Source organism: Streptomyces sp. SCA2-17 (genome assembly GCF_044336695.1).
On sequence record NZ_CP117521.1, the window covers coordinates 1,984,817 to 2,005,518 of the forward strand.

At 73.9% G+C, this 20,702-nt stretch carries 19 protein-coding genes; 1 reads left to right on the forward strand and 18 read right to left on the reverse strand.

All coding sequences use genetic code 11. The features are described from left to right. Positions 1-30: 30 nt before the first annotated feature. From PS271_RS08840 to PS271_RS08900, 13 genes are all read right to left on the reverse strand, one after another. On the reverse strand, positions 31-2,127 hold the full coding sequence (locus tag PS271_RS08840; RefSeq protein WP_398381419.1) for an FUSC family protein: 2,097 nt from the start codon (positions 2,125-2,127) through the stop codon (positions 31-33). 49 nt (positions 2,128-2,176) lie between these two features. Then, positions 2,177-3,670, reverse strand: coding sequence for a CoA-acylating methylmalonate-semialdehyde dehydrogenase (locus tag PS271_RS08845; RefSeq protein WP_398381420.1), 1,494 nt, complete (start codon positions 3,668-3,670; stop codon positions 2,177-2,179). A gap of 18 nt (positions 3,671-3,688) precedes the next feature. After that, a complete protein-coding gene (gene iolD / locus PS271_RS08850) occupies positions 3,689-5,566 on the reverse strand; it encodes a 3D-(3,5/4)-trihydroxycyclohexane-1,2-dione acylhydrolase (decyclizing) (protein WP_398381421.1) in 1,878 nt (625 codons plus the stop codon). After that, on the reverse strand, positions 5,563-6,495 hold the full coding sequence (iolB, locus tag PS271_RS08855; protein WP_398381422.1) for a 5-deoxy-glucuronate isomerase: 933 nt from the start codon (positions 6,493-6,495) through the stop codon (positions 5,563-5,565). Before iolB ends, iolD begins: the two co-directional genes overlap by 4 nt. 97 nt (positions 6,496-6,592) lie before the next feature. Beyond that, positions 6,593-7,219 carry a carbonic anhydrase gene (locus PS271_RS08860; RefSeq protein ID WP_398381423.1) on the reverse strand — a complete coding sequence of 209 codons (627 nt, stop codon included), beginning with the start codon at positions 7,217-7,219 and terminating at the stop codon, positions 6,593-6,595. Positions 7,220-7,346: 127 nt separating this feature from the next. Next, positions 7,347-8,300: an alpha/beta hydrolase gene (locus PS271_RS08865; protein WP_398381424.1), complete on the reverse strand. Its 954-nt coding sequence runs from the start codon at positions 8,298-8,300 to the stop codon at positions 7,347-7,349. Between the two features lie 251 nt (positions 8,301-8,551). Further along, positions 8,552-9,625 (reverse strand): DUF6081 family protein, encoded by a 1,074-nt coding sequence (locus tag PS271_RS08870; RefSeq protein ID WP_398381425.1) that lies wholly within the window; start codon positions 9,623-9,625, stop codon positions 8,552-8,554. Positions 9,626-9,818: 193 nt separating this feature from the next. Then, positions 9,819-10,886 carry an alkene reductase gene (locus PS271_RS08875; RefSeq protein WP_398381426.1) on the reverse strand — a complete coding sequence of 356 codons (1,068 nt, stop codon included), beginning with the start codon at positions 10,884-10,886 and terminating at the stop codon, positions 9,819-9,821. A 127-nt stretch (positions 10,887-11,013) separates the two neighbouring features. After that, complete coding sequence (locus PS271_RS08880) at positions 11,014-12,252, reverse strand: MFS transporter (RefSeq protein ID WP_398381427.1); 1,239 nt, start codon at positions 12,250-12,252, stop codon at positions 11,014-11,016. A gap of 80 nt (positions 12,253-12,332) precedes the next feature. After that, a complete protein-coding gene (locus PS271_RS08885; RefSeq protein WP_398381428.1) occupies positions 12,333-12,917 on the reverse strand; it encodes an NADPH-dependent FMN reductase in 585 nt (194 codons plus the stop codon). Between the two features lie 33 nt (positions 12,918-12,950). Then, positions 12,951-14,033 (reverse strand): acyl-CoA dehydrogenase family protein, encoded by a 1,083-nt coding sequence (locus PS271_RS08890; RefSeq protein ID WP_398381429.1) that lies wholly within the window; start codon positions 14,031-14,033, stop codon positions 12,951-12,953. A 217-nt stretch (positions 14,034-14,250) separates the two neighbouring features. Next, positions 14,251-15,042 (reverse strand): monooxygenase, encoded by a 792-nt coding sequence (locus PS271_RS08895; RefSeq protein WP_398381430.1) that lies wholly within the window; start codon positions 15,040-15,042, stop codon positions 14,251-14,253. Between the two features lie 163 nt (positions 15,043-15,205). Then, on the reverse strand, positions 15,206-16,075 hold the full coding sequence (locus PS271_RS08900; protein ID WP_398381431.1) for an NmrA/HSCARG family protein: 870 nt from the start codon (positions 16,073-16,075) through the stop codon (positions 15,206-15,208). A 200-nt stretch (positions 16,076-16,275) separates the two neighbouring features. Between PS271_RS08900 and PS271_RS08905 the strand changes: the two genes are divergently transcribed. Then, positions 16,276-16,728, forward strand: coding sequence for a MarR family winged helix-turn-helix transcriptional regulator (locus PS271_RS08905; RefSeq protein WP_398381432.1), 453 nt, complete (start codon positions 16,276-16,278; stop codon positions 16,726-16,728). Between the two features lie 24 nt (positions 16,729-16,752). Here PS271_RS08905 and PS271_RS08910 read toward each other — a convergent pair whose 3' ends face one another. From PS271_RS08910 to PS271_RS08930, 5 genes are all read right to left on the reverse strand, one after another. After that, complete coding sequence (locus PS271_RS08910; RefSeq protein ID WP_398381433.1) at positions 16,753-16,992, reverse strand: acyl-CoA carboxylase epsilon subunit; 240 nt, start codon at positions 16,990-16,992, stop codon at positions 16,753-16,755. A 50-nt stretch (positions 16,993-17,042) separates the two neighbouring features. After that, complete coding sequence (locus PS271_RS08915) at positions 17,043-18,641, reverse strand: acyl-CoA carboxylase subunit beta (RefSeq protein ID WP_398381434.1); 1,599 nt, start codon at positions 18,639-18,641, stop codon at positions 17,043-17,045. 76 nt (positions 18,642-18,717) lie between these two features. Then, positions 18,718-19,521, reverse strand: a complete 804-nt coding sequence (locus tag PS271_RS08920; protein WP_398381435.1) for a 4'-phosphopantetheinyl transferase family protein — start codon at positions 19,519-19,521, stop codon at positions 18,718-18,720. After that, a complete protein-coding gene (locus tag PS271_RS08925; protein ID WP_398381436.1) occupies positions 19,518-20,060 on the reverse strand; it encodes an acyl carrier protein in 543 nt (180 codons plus the stop codon). Before PS271_RS08925 ends, PS271_RS08920 begins: the two co-directional genes overlap by 4 nt. 39 nt (positions 20,061-20,099) lie before the next feature. Further along, complete coding sequence (locus PS271_RS08930) at positions 20,100-20,684, reverse strand: NADPH-dependent FMN reductase (RefSeq protein WP_398381437.1); 585 nt, start codon at positions 20,682-20,684, stop codon at positions 20,100-20,102. Positions 20,685-20,702 lie beyond the last annotated feature (18 nt).

Consider the following 20,702-nt stretch of genomic DNA (forward strand, 5'->3'; position numbering starts at 1 on the left):
GGCGGAAGGGATTCGGCCCGGGCCGTCCGCCTACGGTCTGCGCTTCGCGCGGTTGCGGCCGCCGGGGCCCGGGGAGAGGGACGTCGCCAGTTCGTCCAGGGCGTCCAGGAGGAGTTCCGAGCCGCGGACGGCCACGCCCTCCTCGCCCTCTTCCTCGCGCCACGCGGCGAGCGCCTCGTGCGGGCCCGTCCAGTCGAGGGGACGGCGGCCCCGGACGGCTTCGGCCGCCGCCGGGAGGGCCGACTCCAGCGCCGCGGCGAACGCGGCCGCGCCCTTCGACGGCTCCGCCTCACGCTCCGGAAGGTGCGCCTCCATCAGCATCGTGGCGCGGCCCACCGTGGCCAGCGCCGCCTCCGCGGCCCGCTCGGAGCTGCGGGAGAGCCCGCGGTGGCGCACGGGCTCGGTCAGGGCCCGGCCGGCCATCTCCTCCCAGGCCGTACGCGCGGCGCGCGCGTCCAGCAGCGCCTCCCGCACGCGCCGCGGCTTCCGCTCCCCGGGCCGGGCGAACGCGCCGAGCACGGCGAGCGCGTAGTCCCCGTTGGCCGTGAGCCACTCGGCGAGCCGGTCGCGCAGCCGGGGCGTCTCCCAGGTGGGGAAGAGGGCGTACGCGGCCATGGCCAGGAGTCCGCCGAGCAGGGTGAGGGCGACGCGCGCCTGGACGGTCTGGGACCAGCCCTCCCCCGCGATGCCCAGCAGGAAGACGACGTAGGCGGCGATGCAGGCGGAGGCCACGCTGTAGCCGGTCTGCATCAGCAGGTACATGAGCCCGACGCACACGACCGCGAGCCCCGCGCACACCCACAGCCCGGGGTGGGTGAAGGCCATGAGCGCACCCGCGACGGCCACGCCGACGACCGTCCCGGCGAACCGGGCGACGCCCCGCGAGTAGGTCTGCCCGAAGTCGGGCCGCATGACCATGACGGAGGTCATCGGCGCCCAGTAGGCGTGCCCCCAGGGCAGAGCGGTGCCGGCGGCGTAGCCGGTGAGCACCACGGCGGCGACGCGTACGGCGTGCCGCCCGACGGGCGAGGACCAGCGCGCCTCGCGCCGGAGCGCCCGCAGGGCGACGGGCACGAGCCGGGGCACGGAGGGCCGCAGGAGGTGCCGGTGCTCGGAGCCGCCGCGCGCCGTGGTCCGGCGCACGGGTTCGTCGGTGGCGTCGACCGCGTCGCCGAGGAGCGCCATCAGGCGCAGCGCGGAGCGGCGCGCGGGGCCGTGCAGGACGGGTCCGGTGGCGGGCACGGTGAGGACGGCGGTGGCCTCGTCGGGCAGTTTGACGGGCTTGCCCCACCGGATGGCGCGCGCGACCGCGTCGAGCACGGTCGCCGCGGCGCCCAGCAGGTCGCGCGCGCGGTCCCGTTCGGGGCCCTCGGCGGGGGCGCCGAGGACGGGGTCGGCGAGGGCGGCGAGGACGGGCCGCAGCCGTTCGGCGACGCCGCGCGGCCCGCCGAGCTGGCGGGGCCGGTTGCGGGCCTGGCGGGGCGTCAGTTCGGCGGCCTCGCGGGCGTCCATGAGGGGCTGGGGGTCGAAGGGGGCCTGCGGGTCGTGCCGGAGCCGGCGCGCGTAGTCCGCCTCGGCGGCGAGCGCGTCGGCGAGCGCGTCCCGCTGGAGGCCCCAGGGGCGGACGGGCAGCAGGACGACGAGGGCGGCCTGCACCAGCCCGCCGACGGCGATCAGCCCGGCGTGGTGCAGGGCGCCCATGACGGACGTCGGCAGGGTGACGGTGACGAGCATGACGGCGATGGTCTGGGTGGCGACGAGGCCGGAGACCGGCCCGACCGCCCAGGCCATGCCCGCGAGCAGCGTCCACACCGTCAGCAGGGTGCCGAAGACGACGGGGTCGAAGGCGGCCACGTAGCCGAGGAAGGTGCTGACGGCGAGGCCGACCGCCACGGCGAGCGCCAGCACGGGGCGGGGCCGCCAGCTGCGCTGGAACGTCACCAGGCCCGCGGAGAACGCGCCGAACGCGGAGGACACGGCGAGCGCCGGGGTCCCCAGCCACAGGATGACCCCGACGACGATCGCCACGCCGAGCGCGCCACGGGCGGCGACCACGGGCGTCAGCTTGGTGCGCTCGATCGTCAGCCCGTCGCGGGCGGCGTTCCGCAGCGCGCTGGACCAGGTCATGGCCTGAGCTTACGTTCCGGACCGGTGTGTTCCGCGCAGCGGGGCGGGCTCAGCGGTGGCTGGGGAAGCCCAGGTCCACGCCGCTGTCGGCCGGGTCGGGCCACCGGGTGGTGACGACCTTGCCGCGCGTGTAGAAGTGCACGCCGTCGTTGCCGTAGATGTGGTGGTCGCCGAAGAGGGAGTCCTTCCAGCCGCCGAAGGAGTGGTAGCCGACCGGCACCGGGATGGGCACGTTGATGCCGACCATCCCCGCCTCGACCTCCAGCTGGAAGCGGCGGGCCGCGCCGCCGTCCCGCGTGAAGACGGCCGTGCCGTTGCCCCACGGCGAGGAGTTGATGAGGGCCAGCCCCTCCTCGTAGGACTCCGCGCGCAGCACGCACAGCACGGGGCCGAAGATCTCGTCGCGGTAGGCGTCGGCCTCGACCGGCACCCTGTCGAGCAGCGACAGCCCGATCCAGTGCCCGTTCTCGTAGCCCTCGACCGTGAAGCCGGTGCCGTCGAGGACGACGTCGGCGCCCTGGGCAGCGGCGCCCTGTACGTACGAGGCGACCTTGTCGCGGTGGGCGGCGGTGATGAGCGGGCCCATCTCGGACGCGGGGTCGTCGCCCGGCCCGATCTTGATCTTCTCGGCGCGCTCGCGGATCTTCGCCACCAGCTCGTCGCCGGCCGCGCCCACCGCGACGACCGCCGAGACGGCCATGCAGCGCTCGCCCGCCGAGCCGTACGCGGCGGAGACGGCGGCGTCGGCGGCCGCGTCGAGATCGGCGTCGGGCAGCACCAGCATGTGGTTCTTGGCGCCGCCGAGGGCCTGGACGCGCTTGCCGTGCTCGGTCGCCACCCGGTGGATGTGGCGGGCGATGGGCGTGGAGCCGACGAAGGAGACGGCGGCGACGTCCGGGTGGGTCAGCAGCCGGTCGACGGCCTCCTTGCCGCCGTTGACGACGTTGAGGACGCCCTCGGGCAGCCCGGCCTCGGCGGCCAGCTGGGCGAGGAGGATCGCGGGCGAGGGGTCCTTCTCGCTGGGCTTGAGCACGAAGGTGTTGCCGCAGGCGATAGCCAGCGGGAACATCCACATCGGCACCATCGCCGGGAAGTTGAAGGGCGTGATGCCCGCGACGACGCCGAGCGGCTGGCGGATCGCCGCGACGTCCACGCCGCCGGACACCTGGGTCGACAGCTCGCCCTTGAGCTGCGTGGTGATGCCGCACGCCAGCTCGACGATCTCCAGGCCGCGGGCGACCTCGCCGAGCGCGTCGGCGTGCACCTTGCCGTGCTCGGCGGTGATCAGCTCGGCGAGCTCGGCGCGGTGGGTGTCCAGCAGCGCGCGGTAGCGGAAGAGGACCGCGGTGCGGGTGGCGAGGGAGGACGTGCCCCACGTCGCGAAGGCGGCCTTGGCGGCGGCGACGGCGGCGTCCACCTCCTCCGCCGAGGCGAAGGCGACCCGCGTCGTCTGCGCGCCCGTCGCGGGGTCGGTGACCGGCCCGTACGTGCCGGAGGTGCCCTCGACGGCCTTGCCGTCGATCCAGTGGTTGACGGTCTTCATCGGTCGGCCTCTCCTACGTCAAAGATAGCGGCGGCGGGCGGCGGCCCGGAGCTCGTACTCCTCCCGGGCCCTGCGGGCCGCCGGGCGGGTCGCGGCCCCGGCGACAGGCACATCCCACCACGCCTGGGCAGGGGGCGCGCCCGGCACTGTGTCGGCTGTTTCGGTCTCCACGTAGACACATGTGGGGCGCTCGGACGCGCGCGCCTCGGCGAGCGCCTCCCGCAGCTCGCCTGCCGTGCGGGGGCGCAGCACGTGCATCCCGAGGGAGGCGGCGTTGGCGGCCAGGTCCACGGGGAGCGGGTCACCGGTGTACGTGCCGTCCGCGGCGCGGAAGCGGTACGCGGTGCCGAAGCGCTCGCCGCCGACGGCCTCGGACAGGCCGCCGATCGAGGCGTAGCCGTGGTTCTGGATCAGCACCAGCTTGACCGGGATCCCCTCCTGCACGGCGGTGACCAGCTCGGTCGGCATCATCAGGTACGTGCCGTCGCCGACGAGGGCCCACACCGGGCGGCCGGGCTCGGCCAGGGCGACGCCGATCGCGGCCGGGATCTCGTAACCCATGCAGGAGTAGCCGTATTCGAGGTGGTACTGGCGGCGGGAGCGGGCGCGCCAGAGCTTGTGGAGGTCGCCGGGGAGCGAGCCGGCGGCGTTGATGACGACGTCGGTCTCGTCGACGACGGCGTCGAGGGCGCCGAGGACCTGGGCCTGGGTGGGGCGCGCCGCCTCGTCCCGCGCGGTGAAGGCCCGGGTGACGGCCTGCTCCCACGCCTGCTTGCCGGCCGTGTACTCCTTCTCGTACGCCTCCGCCACACGGTGGCCGGCCAGCGCCTCCGCCAGCGCCTCCAGGCCGGTGCGGGCGTCCGCGACGAGGGGCAGGGCGGCGAGCTTGTGGGCGTCGGAGGGGGCGATGTTGAGGTTGACGAAGCGGACGCCCGGGGCGGCGAAGAGGGTGTTCGAGGCGGTGGTGAAGTCGCTGTAGCGGGTGCCGGCGCCGATGACGAGGTCGGCCGTGCGGGCCAGGTCGTCCGCCACGGCCGTCCCGGTGTGGCCGATGCCGCCGACGTCCGCGGGGTGGGCGTGGTGCAGGGAGCCCTTGCCGGCCTGGGTGGAGGCGACGGGGATGCCGGTCGCGTCGGCGAGGGCGCGCAGCGCGTCCTCGGCCGCGCTGTGGTGGACGCCGCCGCCGGCGATCAGCAGGGGACGGCGGGCGGCTCGTACGGCGGCTGCTGCGGCGGCCAGCTCGGCCGGGTCGGGGGCGGGGCGGCGCACGGGCCAGACGCGCTCGGCGAAGAACTCCTCCGGCCAGTCGTACGCCTCGGCCTGGACGTCCTGCGGGAGGGCGAGAGTGACGGCGCCGGTCTCGACGGGGTCGGCGAGGACGCGCACGGCCTGGAGCGCGGCGGGGACGAGCGCCTCCGGCCGGGTGATCCGGTCGAAGTAGCGGGAGACCGGGCGCAGGCAGTCGTTGACGGAGACGTCGCCCGCGCCGGGGTGTTCGAGCTGTTGCAGGACGGGGTCGGCGGGGCGGGTCGCGAAGGTGTCGCCGGGCAGGAGCAGGACGGGGAGGCGGTTGACGGTGGCGAGGGCGGCGCCGGTGACGAGGTTGGTGGCGCCGGGGCCGATGGAGGTGGTGACGGCGTGGGCGGAGAGCCGGTCGCGGTGGCGGGCCCAGCCGACGGCCGCGTGGACCATGGCCTGTTCGTTGCGCCCCTGGTGGTACGGCATGGCGTCGCCGGACTCCAGCAGCGCCTGCCCGATGCCGGCGACGTTGCCGTGGCCGAAGATGCCCCAGCAGGCGGCGATCAGGCGCTGCCGCTCGCCGTCGCGCTCGGTGTACTGGCGGGCGAGGAACGCGATCAGGGCCTGGGCGACGGTGAGGCGGCGGGTGGTGGTCATCGGGCGCCTCCCTCATGGCCCCCGTGGAGCGGCAGCCGTGGGTCGGCCGGGTGATCCGGCCAGGTCGAACGGATCCAGGCGTGGTCGGGGTGGTCGCGGATGAGCCACTCGCGCTCCGCGCCCGGCCCCGCCATGACGTTGAGGTAGTACATGGCGTGGCCGGGGGCCGCGATGGAGGGGCCGTGCCAGCCGTCGGGGATGAGCACGGCGTCGCCCGTGCGGACCTCGGCCAGGACGTCGGTCCCCTTCTCGCGCGAGGGGGACACGCGCTGGTAGCCGAGGCCGGGAGTGCCGGCGGGGCCGTCGGCGATCTCGAAGTAGTAGATCTCCTCCAGCTCGGACTCCTCGCCCGGGTGGTGCTCGTCGTGCTTGTGGGGCGGGTAGGAGGACCAGTTGCCGCCGGGGGTGAGGACTTCGACGGCGATGAGCTTGTCGCACGCGAAGGCGTCCGCGGCGGCGAAGTTGTGGACCTGGCGGGAGCAGGTGCCGGCGCCGCGCAGCTCGACGGGGACGGCTTCGGCGGGGCCGTAGCGCGCGGGCAGGCGGCGCTCGCACCGGGCCCCGGCGAGGGCGAAGCGGCCCCCGGCCGCCGTGGTGAGGGTGGCGGAGCTGTCGCGGGGGACGTAGGCGAAGTCGGTGGTGGAGGAGAAGACCCCGGCGCGTCCGCGCAGGGTGAAGGACTCCCCGCCGGTGGCGACCGTGCACCCGCCGCTGAGCGGCAGGACGATCCACTCGCTGTCGCCGGCGGGGAAGGTATGGGCGCCGCCGGGGGGAAGAGTGAGGACTTTGAGGGAGGAGTGCGCCCAGCCGGCGTTCCCGGGCCGGATGTCGAGGTCGTACGGGGCGGCTCCGGCGGCGGTGCCGGCCGGGAGGTGATGGCCGGGGAGGGCCTGCCCCTCCCGGGAGAGGGGCTCCGCTGGTCGGCTCAAGGTGGCCTCCTCGCAGGTCGGGCAGTCCTGGATCGGCTGCTTCCGTTCCCCGGAGGGTAAGGGATCAAGCTACGCGCCGACAGGGGCCGGCCGTGGCTCACAGCGGGAGGAAGGCGCCGAGTTCGCGGTCGAGGGAGAGGACGAGGCCGCTGTCGACGCCGTAGAACCAGCCGTGCAGCCGCAGCGTGCCCTCGGCCAGGCGGCGGCGGACGCACGGGTAGGTGTGCAGCCGTTCGAGCTGGGCGCGGACGTTGCGCTGCCCGGCGGCGTGCAGGCCGGCGTCACCGGCCTCGGGCCGGGCGGCGGCGTCCGGGGGCTCGTGGCCCGCGTCGCCGGGCAGCTGGGTGGTGAGCCAGTGGTCGACCGCGGGCAGCGCGGAGAGGTCGTCGCCGCGCGTCCGGGCGCCGACGGCCCCGCAGTGGGAGTGGCCGCAGACGATGATGTCGGGCACGCGCAGCACGTCGACGGCGTACTCGATGGTGGCCGCGTCGCCGCCGGGCCGCACGTGGCTGTAGGCGGGGACGGCGTTGCCGGCGGTGCGCAGTTCGAACAGGTCGCCGGGGCGGGCGCCGGTGATCAGGGAGGGGATGACGCGGGAGTCGGAGCAGGTGACGAAGAGGGCCATGGGCGACTGGCCCGCGGCCAGGGCGCCGAACTCCGCGCGGCGGCCGTCGCGGTCGATGCGCAGGCGCAGGGAGCGGGCGTGCTCGATGAAGGGCTGCACGTGGTTCACCTCTCGCGGGGACGGGGGCTTTCTCGGGTGTTGTCGCGGGGGCTTTCTCGGGTGATTTCTCGGGGGTTGTCGCGGGGGCTTGCTCAGGGACTTTCCAGGTGGCCTTCGCGGGGCCGGACTACCGCGGAGCCGGGATGCGGGCGTTGCCGGGGCCGTCGACGGGGCCGGAGCCGCTCGTACGGGCCGGAGCGCCGCCGCCGGGCGTCAGTTCGCGGGCGAGGAGGCATTCCTCGGCGAAGGCCAGGGCGCGCAGGTGGTAGGTACGGGCGGCCCAGCCGAGGCTGATGTTGTGCCCGGCGTGCGGCTGGCGGTCGAAGACGACGCGCGGCGCGGCCAGGTGGGCGCGCATGGAGGCGATGGTGTCCTCGTCGTGGTGCCACCAGCCCTCGTGCTCGGCGAAGGTGAAGCGGACGGGGACGCGCACGCGGGCGGCGAGTCCGGGGAAGGCCTGCGCCCAGCGGGGAGCCTCCTGGGCCTCGCGCCGGGGCATCGGCGTGACCAGCGGCTTCGCGGCGCTGAAGGTGCCCGGCGGGTAGAGGCCCAGGCGGCCCCAGTGCAGCGGCCAGGTCGTGACGCCGTGGAAGTCGTCGAGGCGGGCGGGGTCGACGGCGTAGCGGTGGCTGATGCCGGAGATGTCCAGCCCGAGGAAGGCGGCGCCGCGCGGGTCCGCGGCGGCGTGGAGGGCGAGCTTGCCGCCGTAGGAGTGCGCCATGAGGAAGATGCCGCCGCCGGTGTCGTGCTCGCTCGCGTAGGAGGCGAGGGCGGCGTGCAGGACGTGGGACTGCTCGGAGAGCGTGGCGCCCTGGGGGAAGTTGGGCTCGGACATGCCGTAGCCGGGCCGGTCGACGGCGAGGACCGCGTAGCCGAGGCCCGCGGCGAGGTTGAGCAGGGACTGCCCGCAGTGGCTGAGGCCGTGGAAGTAGCCGGCGCGCATGCCGCCGCCGTGGACGGCGACGACGGTGGCGCGCGGCGGCCCGTCGGGCAGGGCAATCAGGCCGGATAGGGGGATGCCGTCGGCCTCGAGGACGGTCTCGCGGACACGGACCCCGGGGGTGGTGTCGGTGGGGGTCATGGTCAGTCCAGGCCGCGCATGATGTGGGGCTCGTCGGACAGGTCCTCGTCGCCGGCGAGCTGCGCGGTGCGGCGCAGGTCGTCGGTGGTGCTGGGGTGGGATTCGCCGGACTGGGTGTTCACCTGGTCTCCTTCAAGGATGCCCCCTGCTTCAGCCGGGGGAGGGTTCGAGTCTCGTCTTTCCGGCCGGCCGGCCCGGCCGGCGGTGCGCCCGCCGGGCGGCTGGCAGGGCAGGCGGCCGGGGCCGGCGGGTCAGCGGTCGCCGGCGACGATGATCTCGATCTTGCTCACGTCGAGGGTCGCGCCCTGGCCCCACAGGCGGTTGCCGGCAGCGCTGGTCTCATCGAGGAAGGTCTGCCGGGTCGGCGCGCCCTTGCGGGGGTCGAAGTAGTCCACGGCGGAGTCGAGGCGCACCAGGCCCTTGCTGTTGCTGCCGACGGCGCCGTCGAGGAGCGTGAAGGTGGAGACGCCGCAGTTGAGCTGGCGGGGGTGGACGACCTCTTCGGTGCCGCCGTGGTCGAGCGTCATGTACTTGCGGTCCACGGCCCGGGTTCCGATGCCCTTGACGTTCAGGACGTTCTTGTCGTTGACGAACCAGGTGACGGCGGAGTTCTCGCTGTCGACCACGATGCGCAGGGACTCCTGCTTGGTGCTGCTCGCCCGGTCGGCGACGGGGACGGCGTAGGAGTAGGCCGCGTAGGTCGTGCCGGGCATGCGCAGCCGCTCGTAGATGGCGTAGACCTTCTTGTTGGTGACGAAGAAGTCGAAGATGACGGCGGACTGGGCGTCGGAGACGACCATGGCGCCGGCGGCGAGGCGCGGGTCGGACTGGGGGTCGGCGACGGCCGTGCCGAAGGGGTGCTTCTCCGTGCCGGTGGTGGTGGCCGACATGTTGGTGGCGCAGTGGAGGCTGCCGGTCTTGGGGGTGTCGAAGCCCGGGTAGCCGGCCTTGGAGGTGCTCTTGGGGCGGGCGCCCCACTTGACGTGGTCCCAGGTGCCGTTGCCGCCCTGGGACTGGGGGGCGCTGGTGGAGACGAAGGCGGGCTTGCCGGTGACCGGGTCGGTGCCGGTGGGCACGACCTTCAGGCCGGTGGAGGTGGTGCTGGTGATGCCGTCGCCGTCGGCGAGGCCGCCGGTCGGCTGGGTCTCCCAGCGGGCGGCGGCGCCGGTGGCGGCGAAGCCGTTGCGGAAGTCGTCGTAGAAGAGCGTCCTCGGCGCGCCGGAGTCCGGCACGTCGACGGCCTGGGCGCCGGTGGGCAGCAGGGCGATGCCGATGGCGGCGGCGGCAACGGCGACGGCCGCCTTCACCTTGTACGTAACGGTCATGGGTCTGACTCCGTGTTCCCGTGTGAGAGGGCGTATGAGAGGAGGGGGCGGTGCAGGACGTGGTGGAGGAGCATGCGTGGGGGGCGTAGCCGGGATGGCAGAAACGGCAGGCGCCCGGTGGCTCGGGTGAGCCACCGGGCGCCTGCCGGTGCGGACCGGGGAGGATCCGGGGGAAGCGTGGTGAGGCCGTGCCTCAGCCCGCGAGGGTGGGGTAGTCGGTGTAGCCCTTGGCGTCGCCGCCGTAGAACGTGGCGCGGTCGGCCTCGTTGTACGGGCCGCCGGCCGCCAGGCGGGCCGGCAGGTCGGGGTTGGCGAGGAAGCCGGCGCCGAAGGTGAGGACGTCCGCGGTGCCGTCCTCGATCAGGTGCAGGTCCTCCTGGCCGGTGGGGCGGTCCACCGTACGGGGGTTGAGGAAGAACGGGCCGGTGAACTCCTTGCGGACGAGCTGCATCAGCTCGCGGTCGGCGTCCTCCTGGAAGTGCAGGTAGGCCAGGCCGAACGTGTTCAGCTCCGCGACGAGCGCCAGGTAGGTGGGCTCGGCCTCCGGCTCGCTGATGTCGTTGAACGGGACGGCACCGATGCGGATGGCGGTGCGCTCGGCGCCGATCTCGGCGACGACGGCCTTGACGGTCTCGACGGCGAAGCGGATGCGGTTCTCGACGGAGCCGCCCCACTCGTCGGTGCGCTGGTTGGAGTTGGGCGCCAGGAACTGGTGGATGAGGTAGCCGGTGGTGCCGTGCAGCTCGATGCCGTCGAAGCCGGCGGCGACGGCGTTGCGGGCGGCCGTGGCGAAGTCGGCGATGGTCTGCCGGATCTCCTCGCCGGTCAGGGCGTGCGGGGTGACGAAGTCCTTCAGGCCCTCGGGGGTGAAGACCTGGCCGGTGGCGGCGACGGCGGACGGGCCGACGGGGACCTGGCCCTCGGGCAGCAGGACCGGGTGGCCGACGCGGCCGGCGTGCATGAGCTGCGCGAAGATGCGGCCGCCCTTGGCGTGGACGGCGTCCGTCACCACGCGCCAGGCGTCGACCTGGGCCTGGGAGTGCAGGCCGGGGGTGAAGGGGTAGCCCTGGCCCACCACGGACGGCTGGATGCCCTCGGTGATGATCAGGCCGGCCGAGGCGCGCTGGGCGTAGTACTCCGCGGTGAGCGCGGTGGGCAGGCCCTCGGGAGCCGTCGCCCGGCTGCGGGTCATCGGTGCCATGACGATGCGGTTCGCCAGGCGCACGGAGCCGATGTCGATCGGGTCAAAGGCAGTGGTCATGATCCGGTTCCTTCACACTTTTACGTGGTGGGCCAAGTAACTTCACTGTAGCAGTTTCATTGGCCCGACAACAATTGGTGGTGCAAGTAATCTGCGGTCGGGGCGGCCGGTGCGCCGCCGGGCACATCTAGCGCTGTGCCTGCGCGGCGGAGGCGGCCGCGGGCTTCGGCGGCGCGGCCGGGGCGGCGGCGGGGCGGGCGGCGCGCATCGGCAGCAGGGCCAGCAGGACGACCGCGGCGAGGCCGGCGGCCGTCAGGAATCCCGTGGTCAGCGAGGTGGCCGCGATCAGCGGGCCGAAGACCAGGGGCGAGACGAACTGGCCGAGGAAGCTGAACGTGCCCGACAGGGAGGTGGCCTGGCCGCGCAGCTCGGCCGGCGCGCCCTCGCCGATGAGGACCGTCAGCGCCGGGAACGACATGCCCTGGCCCAGGCCGAAGAGGGCGGAGGCGACCAGCAGCAGCGCCGACTGCTCGACCGTAGCCAGCAGGACGAAGGCCAGCGCCCAGCAGGCGGCGGAGACCTTCAGCAGGGTCGCGTAGCCGAGGGCGCCGCGCAGCCGGGCGTAGACCAGCCCGACCAGGCTCATCAGCACCGTCATCACGACGTTGTACAGGGCGACCACGAAGGGTTCCGTGACGCCGAGGTCCGCCAGGCGCTGGGGCTGGAAGACGCCGAGCGCGTAGAGCAGCACGGACGCGGTGGCCTGCACGAGGTAGAAGCCGAGGAGGGCGGGGTTGCTGCGCAGGAGCTGCACGACGCCGCCGGAGCCGGCCGGGCGGGCGGTGCGGGCGCTCTCCGCCGGCAGGGCCCACAGCGTGGCGAGGCCGACCGGGATGCCGACGAGGTAGATCCCGAAGGGGGCGTGCCAGGAGACGCCGCCGAGGCCGCCGCCGATCAGCGGCCAGACCACGCCGCCGAGGCTGATGGCGGTGGCCCGCCAGCCCATCACCCGGTCGCGCTCGGGGCCCTGGTAGAAGGACAGGAGGGCGACGGTGGTGCCGGCGAAGACGGCCGCCGCGCCGACGCCGAAGACGATGCGCGTGGCGATCAGCATCCAGTACGAGTCGGTCACGAGGCCGGCGCCGCCGGCGATGCCGTAGAGCACGAGGCCGCCCGCGAGCGGCAGGCGGATGCCGTGGCGGTCGATGAGCCAGCCGACGGCCGGGCTCGCGACGGCCAGGGACAGGCCGTGGGCGGTGAGGATCAGGCCGGCGGCGGTGCCGCTGACGCCGAGTTCACCGCGGATCACCTCGACGACGGGCATCAGGATCGCGCCGGCCATCACGGTCAGCGTCGAGGCGAGCAGGAGGACGGTCAGGACGGCCGGCCGCTGCGCGGCGGCCGGGGCCGGGGTGGGTGAACTCATCGGAATCCTCGGTGAGGTGGGCTTCGGTGGAAGCGCGGGGAGGAAGGGGTGCGGCCCCACCGGGCCGGGGGGGCGTTCGGTCAGGCCGCGAACGGGCGCTTCTCGCGGGCCTCGCGCAGGGACTGCGCCCACCACACGAGCTGGTTGAGCATGTTCTTGGCCGCCAGGGCGATACCCTCGGGGTCCTTCGGCCGGCCCTCGTCGTCGAACTGGTCCCAGACGTTGGCGAAGCTGACGCTGTCGCGCAGGGTCACCGCGTGCAGCTCCGAGAAGACCAGGCGCAGTTGCTCGACGGCGCGCAGGCCGGCCGAGCGGCCCCCGTAGCAGACGAAGGCGACGGGCTTGGCATGCCACTGGTCCACGTGCCAGTCGATCGCGCCCTTGAGGACGGCCGGGTAGGCGTGGTTGTACTCGGCGGTGACGATGACGAAGGCGTCGGCGGCGGCCAGGCGGGGGGAGATCCCCGCGAGCCGCTCGGCGGCCTCGGCGCTCGGCGGCCTGGTGACCAGGACCGGGAGGTTGGCCTCGGGGAGGCTGACGACGTCGATGTCGAACCCGCCGAACTTCCGGGCCTGCTCGACGAACCACTCGGCCACGGCGGGGCCGGTCCTGCTCTCGGGGCCGCTGCTGGTGAGCACGGCGAGGCGAATGCGCCCTTGCGACATGAGTGGCCTTTCGAAAAGAGGGGCGGAAGGACGTCAGGCGGCGGCCGGCTGCGGCTCGCTCCAGCGCAGTGCGGCGGGCTCGAACTGGAGGCCGCCGTGGCTGGCCGCGCCGCGCACGTCGCGCCAGATCCGCTGCAGGGGGCTGCCCTCGGCCTGGGCGCGGGTGCCCGCGCCGCGGAAGAGCCGGTCGACGGCCCCGGCGAGGATCTCCACCGCGAGCGCGCAGTCGCGCGAGCCGCGGGCGGCCTCCTCGGCGGTGACGCCGCCGCGGTCGGCGGTCGCGGCGGTGCGCAGCAGGAGCAGCTCGGCCGCGTCGATCTCACCGGCGGAACGGGCGATGCCGACCCGGGCCGAATCCTTGGCCTTGCCTGCGGCCAGTGGGGCGGAGGCGACCGCGAGGGCGGCGCGGGCGGCGCCGAGGATGGGGGCGGCGAAGGTGAGGCCGTTGACCGCGAACAGCGGGGCCGTGTAGAGCGCTTCGCCCGAGGGGTGGTTCCCGGCGAACAGGTCGGCGGAGAGGAACGAGCGGTGGGCCGGGACGAAGGCGCGCTCGATGGTGAGGGCGTGGCTGCCGGTGGCGCGCATGCCCAGGGTGAACCAGGTGTCCTTGAAGGTGTAGTCCGCCCGCGGGACGGCGAAGAAGCGCGCTTCGCCGCCGGCCGTGGTGGCCATCAGCAGCGCCCACTCGGAGAACTCGACACCGCTGACGAAGCTCCAGGTGCCCGACAGCTCCCAGCCGCCGTCGGCGGGCTGGGCGACGACCTGCGAGACCAGGCCGGCCACCAGGCGGGTGTCCGGGCCGTCCGCCCAGATGTCGGCCCGGCCCTCGGCGGGCAGGAAGCCCGCGAAGCGCCCGGTGTTCGCCATCAGCGAGCCGACCCAGGCGGCGGAAGCGCACTCCTCGGCCACGGCGGCCACGGCCCGGGTGACCTCGGTGAAGGAGACGGGCGTGGTGCCGAACTCCGCAGGCACGAAGGCGCGGCCGAACCCGGCGTCGGCGAGCGCGTCGACCACCTCGGGGCGCAGCCTGCGAACGGTGTCGGCTTCGGCGGCGCCTTCCCCGGCGGCCTGGGCGGCCTTGCCGGCGGCGGTGAGCAGCTCGGTCTGGGTGGGCATCGTGGTGTTACCTCCGTAAGTGGTGTGCAGCGTGCTCCCGCGCCGGCCCGGCGGCACGCCGGACGGGCACCCGTCCGGCAATTGAGGCCGCGGCAATTCGAAATACTGCGGTGAACGCTACTGATGAGCTTCTTCGACGCGGCTTTCGGTTTCAAGCGGGTACGCGTCAGATCTCCGTGAACTCTTCGTCACGCATCGGTGAGCGGAAATTCGGCGCCTATTCGGCGGTCTGCGCGGGCCGTTCGGCGGCGGGCGCGGCCAGGCTCCAGGCGAGGCGGTAGCGGGGGCATCCGACGCCCCGGACGCCGGGGGTCGCGCGCGTGGTGGCGCCGGCTTCCTGGAGGGTGGCGCTGTGCAGGGAGCGCTCGTGGAGCTCCTCGGAGGTCCACTCGGCGTAGTTGAGGATGCGGGTGCCGCAGGTGCTGAAGTGGAAGTGGGCGGCCACCAGTCCGGGCAGCGGCCGGGCGAGCGGGCCGGCGACCAACGTGTCGATGATGGTGCGCTGCCGCTCGGGGCCGTCGACGTCGAAGAGCGGGGTGGCGATGCAGGCAGGGACGGCGGTGCTGCTGCGCCCGGGGCCGATGGTGCGGTAGCGGCGGAAGACCAGCGGCTCGGAGCGTGCGAGGTCGTCGTCGTTCTCCCCCACGCCCTGGATCATCACCGGGCCGCGCACGGCGGCGTGCCGCAGGCTAGCGCCCCGGTGCGTCCACTGGGCGTAGGCCATGACGGCGGCGCCGTCGGTGCCGGTGTAGAAGCTGAAGGAGAGCAGGCCGTCGGGCCAGGGCAGGGCGCGGCGGGCGACGAGGGTGGCCTCGGCGGCGGCCCGCTGGGCCTGCGGGGAGCCGGCGTGGCGGGTGCTGACCAGCGCCACGCCGGCGTCGGGGCGGGTGATGTCGGGGAATTCCCCGAGGGGTTCGGTGCTGATTCCGGTGCTGAGTTCGCCACGGTATTCGGCACCGTACGGGAATTCGGCGGCATTTTCGGTACGGGCTTCAGTACGGGGCGCCATGCGGGTCTCCAGTTCTGCGGCCGGGAAAAGCACACAGGCCGGCCGTTGCGCCCCCGGGGGATCGGGGCGCGGCGGCCGGCCTGGGATCAGGAAGGGAAGGCGAATTCCCGGCGGTGGTGCGTGCGGTGCTCGTTCGTCGTCGCCGTCGGGCGGCGGGCGGGCGCTACTTCGCGGGGGCGGTCCAGTTCTTCGCCACCCACTGCTCCAGGGTGATGAGGTCCGGGTGGCTCGCGCGCAGGGCGGGCAGGTCCGCGATGTAGCCGTGGTCGTTGAACCAGCCGAACATGATCGCGGCCTCCTCACTGAAGGCGCGCAGCGCGTCGGCGGGCTGCGCGACGTAGCGGACGGGCTCGCCGGCGGCGCGGGAGAAGACCTCAGCCATCTGCGGGCCGGTGAGGGCGTCACCGGCGATCTCCAGTTGCTTGCCGGTGAACTCGGCGGGGCTCTCGAAGGCGTCGGCGGCGAAGACGCCGATGTCGTCGGTGGCGATCATCTGGAGGACCGTCTCCGGCTTCAGCGCCAGCGTGAGAACGAGCTCGCCGTCGACGCGGGCCGGGCCGATGCCGGCGAAGTTGGACAGGAACATGGTGGGGCGCAGGACGGTGGCGGGCAGGCCGAGGGCGGCGATGTGCCGCTCGATCTCGCCCTTGCTCTCGAAGTGCTCGACGCCGCTGCTGCGCTCCGCGCCGCCGACCGAGCCGTAGACGAAGTGGGTGACGCCCGCGCGGTGGGCGGCGTCGGCGACGGCCTTGCCCTGGCGGATCTCGCCCGCCGAGCCGTCGGGGCCCTCGAAGGTCTGCACGCTGTAGACGCCGTAGGCGCCGGCGAGCGCGGCGTCGAGGGAGGCGGTGTCCTCCATGTCGCCCTTGACCAGCTCGGCACCGGCCGCGGCCAGGGCCTGGGCGCCGGCGGACTGCGGGTCACGGACCACGGCGCGCACCGTGCGGCCGCGGCGCAGCAGCTCACGGGCCACCGCCCCGCCCTGCCGGCCCGTACCGCCGAAAACCACGATCACTTCCTCGCGTGCAGACACCGCACACACAACCTTTCGGATGAACGACAACGAACGACAACGAACAACGAACGACGAACGACAGCGCCGCGCAAATTGCTTGGCGTGACAACAGTATTGTTTGGTGGACCACATGTCTACGGAGCCGGGCGGTGGATTTTCCGGACCCGTCCCGGTAACCTTGGCCCGCCAAATAAACCGGGGGGCGTGAAGGGACATCCATGAAGGAGTACGGCGAGGTGAGCCACCTGGTCACCCGGGTCGCCCGCGCACACTGGGCGGCCGCGTCGTCACTGCTCCAGCAGTGCGGCCTCTACCCGGGCCAGGAGCTGCTGCTGATGCGGCTGTGGGAGAGCGACCACCAGTCCCAGACGAGCCTGGCCAAGGCCCTGCGGCTCGACCCCTCCACCGTCACCCGGACCGTGCAGCGCCTGGAGCAGCAGGGGCTGCTCACCCGCCGCCCCTCCCCCACCGACCGGCGCGCCGTGGTGGTCTCCCTGACCCCCGAGGGCCGTGAGCTGCGCGGCAAGGTGGAGGAGTCCTGGTCGGAGCTGGAGGCGCAGACGACCAAGGGGATGTCCGAGCGCCAGCGCACGGAGACCCTGCGGATGCTGCGCCGCATCGAGCAGAACCTGTGCTCGGCAGCGGCGGACGGCCCCGGCAAGCAGGCCTAGCCGGCGCGGGCCCGGCAGGCGGGCCTAGGCGGCGCGCCAGCTGCGCGGGCCGGGAGCGCGGGGGCTGCGCTCGGGCCGGCGCCACAGGGCGGTGGCCCGGTGGTGGCGGGCCAGGTCGTCGGGGTCGGCGCCGGCGGCGGTGCGGGCGAGGAGCACGGCCGTCAGGGCGGCCAGTTCCTCGGGCCTCGCCTCGCCCTTCTCGACGCGGAGGAAGAGCTCGGCGGTCACCGGGGCTTCTTGCGTCACCGGGGCTCCGTTCGTCACGGGAACTCCTTCCGTCATGGGGGCTCCTTCCGTCACCGGGACTCCCCTCGTCACTGGGGCGGGTTGCCGTGCTTGCGCGAGGGCAGGTCGGCGTGCTTCTCGCGGAGCATGGCCAGGGAGCGGGCGAGGATCCTGCGGGTCTCGCGCGGGTCGATCACGTCGTCCACCAGGCCGCGCTCGGCGGCGTAGTAGGGGTGCATGAGCTCCGCCTTGTACTCCTTGATCTTCTGCCCGCGCACGGCCTCCGGGTCGTCGGCGGCGTTGATCTCGCGGCGGAAGATGACGTTGGCCGCGCCCTCCGCGCCCATGACGGCGATCTCGTTGCTGGGCCAGGCCAGGGCCAGGTCCGCGCCGATGGAGCGGGAGTCCATGACGATGTAGGCGCCGCCGTAGGCCTTGCGCAGGACCAGGGAGATCCGCGGGACGGTGGCGTTGCAGTACGCGTAGAGGAGCTTGGCGCCGCGGCGGATGATGCCGTTGTGCTCCTGGTCGACGCCGGGCAGGAAGCCGGGGACGTCGACGAGGGTGACGAGCGGGATGTTGAAGGCGTCGCAGAACTGCACGAAGCGGGCGGCCTTTTCACTGGACTCGATGTCCAGGACGCCGGCGTACGAGGCGGGCTGGTTGGCGACGATGCCGACGACGCCGCCGTCGATGCGGCTCAGGGCGCAGACGATGTTGGTGGCCCAGGCCGGGTGCACCTCGAAGTACTCGCCGTCGTCGACGACCTCCTCGATGACGGCGCGGATGTCGTAGCTGCGGCCCGGGTCGTCGGGGACGAGGTCGAGGAGGGAGTCGGTGCTCCGGTCGGCGGGGTCGTCGGTGCGGGAGACGGGCGGCAGCTCGCGGTTGTTGGAGGGCAGGAGGGAGAGGAGGTAGCGCACCTCCTCCAGGCAGGTCTCCTCGTCGTCGTAGGCGAAGTGGGAGACGCCGGAGGTAGCGGAGTGGACGTCGGCGCCGCCGAGGCCGTTCTGGGTGATCTCCTCGCCGGTGACGGCGCGGACGACGTCGGGGCCGGTGATGAACATCTGCGAGGTCTCGCGGACCATGAACACGAAGTCGGTCAGGGCGGGCGAGTAGGCCGCGCCGCCCGCGCAGGGGCCGAGCATCACCGAGATCTGCGGGATGACCCCGGAGGCCTTGGTGTTGCGCTGGAAGATGCCGCCGTAACCGGCCAGCGCCGAAACGCCCTCCTGGATACGCGCGCCGGCGCCGTCGTTCAGCGACACCAGCGGCGCACCCGCCGCGATCGCCATGTCCATGATCTTGTGGATCTTCGTCGCGTGGGCCTCGCCCAGCGCACCACCGAAGATCCGGAAGTCGTGCGCGTACACGAACACCGTCCGCCCGTGCACGGTCCCCCAGCCCGTGATCACACCATCGGTGTAGGGCTTCTTGTTCTCCAGCCCGAAGCCGGAGGCGCGGTGCCGGCGGAGGGTCTCGACCTCGGTGAAGGAGTCCTCGTCGAGGAGGAGGGCGATGCGCTCGCGGGCGGTGAGCTTGCCCTTGGCGTGCTGGCGCTCGGTCGCGGCCGGGTCCGGCCCCTCGTAGGCCTCGTCCCGGATCAGCCGGAGCTCTTCCACGCGTTCGTGCAGCGTCCACTCCCGGTGTTCGGCGGGGGCGGACGAGATCTTTCCTGTGACGGGCATGGGTGTGTCTCACTCTCCGATGAAAGGTCGCTTCTTCACGTGCCGGCCGCCCCGGCCGGGCTGTTGCGTGCGGCTCCTACGCGGGGACCGGGGTCCGGCCGGAGCCGGCTGCTTCGGCACGGACGGCTCCGGCGCGGAGGGCTTCCGCGCGAAGGGCTTCGGTGCCGCCGGCGAAGAGGGCGTCGGCGGGCAGCAGGCGCAGCCGGCTCGCGGTGGGCGGGCCGCCCTTCAGCGCGACGGCTCCGTTGTGCCGCGGGCCGCAGGGGAGGTCGAGGACGGTCCAGCCGGCCGGCCTGCGGGCGGGGTCGGCGCCGAGGTAGTCCAGGGACGGGCCGCGGCTCAGGCCGGTGCCGATGCCCTTGAGGAAGGCCTCCTTGCGGGTCCACAGGCGGCCGAAGGCCTCCTGCCGCTCCCCGGGCTCCAGGGCGCCGAGCTCCTGCTGCTCGCCCGGGTGGAGGGCGGGGGTGCAGGCGTCGACGGTCGCGGGCCTGGGCAGCCGTTCGACGTCCACGCCCACCGGCCGGTCCGCGACTCCCACCAGGGCCATGCCGTGGCTGTGCGAGAGGGAGAAGTGCAGGCGCGGGTGGTGGGGCGTGGCCACGGCGGGGCGGCCGTGGGACTCGCCGCACCCGGGGCAGGGTTCGCGCAGGAAGGTCACCCGCGGCGGGGGGATGTCGAGGTAGACGCCGAGCAGGCGGCGCAGGGCGATGTGCGCGGCGGCGTAGGTGAGGCCGTCGGTGGGGCGGATGAACGAGGCCGCCCGCTTGCGTTCGGCGGCGTCCAGGTCGGTCAGGTCCAGCCGGTCCTCCGAGCCGTTCGCGGGGCGGGGGACCAGCCACAGGTCGAGCGTTCCCGCCCGGAGGGCGGGGCCGGCGGTCATGCGGCGCCTGCGGACGCCTGCGGGGGCAGGGGGCGGTGGGCGGCCCGCCGGTGCGGGTTGTCCTCGTCGTCGCCGAGCTGGCCGGCCAGGCAGTCGATGAGTTCGGCGGCGCTGTTGGCGCGCAGCAGGCGCTGGAGGTCCACCTCCACCTTCAGGGCGTCCTCCATGCGGCGCTGGAGCTCCAGCCCCATGATGGAGCCGACGCCCAGGCTGTTCATGGGCCGGCCGGTGGTGTCGATGGTGTGCGGCGGGACGCGCAGTACGCGGCCGAGCTCCTGGCGGACGTAGGTCTCCAGGATCTCGCGGCGCTTGGCGAGCCCGGTGACGGCCAGGAGGCGCAGGTCGGGCGGGTTCACCTCGGGGGCGCCGTCCACCGTGCCGTCGGGCCCGGCGAGGTCGTCGAAGCCCGCGAAGTCGCCGTCGTCGAAGAGGCCGTCGCCGAGGGTGTCGCCGAGGGCGAGGTCGAAGGCGTCGAGGCCCGGGGCGTCGAGGCCGAGGGTGCCGAGGTCCCACTGCAGAGGGACGTCCTGGATACTCATGGGCTCCCCGGGGGCGGTGAGGGGGTGGGCGGACACGGCTCAGCTGCCGTAGGGGCGGCGGGCGCGGGCGCGGTGGAGGGCGTCCGCCCACCACTGGAGCTGGTCCAGGAGGACCTTGGCGGCGCCGGCCGGGCCGGCGGGGTCCTTGGGGGCGCCCAGCTCGTCGAACTGCTCCCAGGCGGTGTGGAAGCTGACGGCGTCGCGGACGGTGACCGCGTGCAGCTCGGACATGACCGGCCGCAGCGCCTCGGCGGCGCGCAGGCCGCCGGAGAGGCCGCCGTAGGAGACGAAGCCGACGGGCTTGGCCTGCCACTGGGTGTAGTGCCAGTCGATGAGGGACTTCAGGGCGGCCGGGTAGCTGTGGTTGTACTCGGGGGTGACGATGGCGAAGGCGTCGGCGTCCGCCAGCCGCGGCGTGAGGCCGGCGAGGACCTCGGCGGTCTCGGGCGAGGGCTCGGAGGTGAGGACCACCGGCAGTTCGTGGTCGGCCAGGTCGATGACGTCGACGTCGAATCCGGCGTGGCTGCGGGCCTCGGCGGCGAACCAGTCCGCCACCGTCGGGCCGAAGCGTCCCTCACGGACGCTGCCCACGATGACGGCGAGGCGGAGGCGGGTGTTGGACATGGAGTGCCCTTTCGGGAG

Excerpts from the sequence above, each read along its gene's own strand:
- PS271_RS08895 (WP_398381430.1), bottom strand. The coding sequence starts at position 15,042 with ATGGCGCCCCGTACTGAAGCCCGTACCGAAAATGCCGCCGAATTCCCG.
- PS271_RS08925 (WP_398381436.1), bottom strand. The coding sequence starts at position 20,060 with ATGAGTATCCAGGACGTCCCTCTGCAGTGGGACCTCGGCACCCTCGGC.
- PS271_RS08905 (WP_398381432.1), top strand. The coding sequence starts at position 16,276 with ATGAAGGAGTACGGCGAGGTGAGCCACCTGGTCACCCGGGTCGCCCGC.
- PS271_RS08875 (WP_398381426.1), bottom strand. The coding sequence starts at position 10,886 with ATGACCACTGCCTTTGACCCGATCGACATCGGCTCCGTGCGCCTGGCG.
- iolD (WP_398381421.1), bottom strand. The coding sequence starts at position 5,566 with ATGACCACCACCCGCCGCCTCACCGTCGCCCAGGCCCTGATCGCGTTC.
- PS271_RS08885 (WP_398381428.1), bottom strand. The coding sequence starts at position 12,917 with ATGTCGCAAGGGCGCATTCGCCTCGCCGTGCTCACCAGCAGCGGCCCC.
- PS271_RS08920 (WP_398381435.1), bottom strand. The coding sequence starts at position 19,521 with ATGACCGCCGGCCCCGCCCTCCGGGCGGGAACGCTCGACCTGTGGCTG.
- PS271_RS08845 (WP_398381420.1), bottom strand. The coding sequence starts at position 3,670 with ATGAAGACCGTCAACCACTGGATCGACGGCAAGGCCGTCGAGGGCACC.
- PS271_RS08870 (WP_398381425.1), bottom strand. The coding sequence starts at position 9,625 with ATGACCGTTACGTACAAGGTGAAGGCGGCCGTCGCCGTTGCCGCCGCC.
- PS271_RS08865 (WP_398381424.1), bottom strand. The coding sequence starts at position 8,300 with ATGACCCCCACCGACACCACCCCCGGGGTCCGTGTCCGCGAGACCGTC.
- PS271_RS08930 (WP_398381437.1), bottom strand. The coding sequence starts at position 20,684 with ATGTCCAACACCCGCCTCCGCCTCGCCGTCATCGTGGGCAGCGTCCGT.
- PS271_RS08915 (WP_398381434.1), bottom strand. The coding sequence starts at position 18,641 with ATGCCCGTCACAGGAAAGATCTCGTCCGCCCCCGCCGAACACCGGGAG.
- PS271_RS08840 (WP_398381419.1), bottom strand. The coding sequence starts at position 2,127 with ATGACCTGGTCCAGCGCGCTGCGGAACGCCGCCCGCGACGGGCTGACG.
- PS271_RS08890 (WP_398381429.1), bottom strand. The coding sequence starts at position 14,033 with ATGCCCACCCAGACCGAGCTGCTCACCGCCGCCGGCAAGGCCGCCCAG.
- PS271_RS08880 (WP_398381427.1), bottom strand. The coding sequence starts at position 12,252 with ATGAGTTCACCCACCCCGGCCCCGGCCGCCGCGCAGCGGCCGGCCGTC.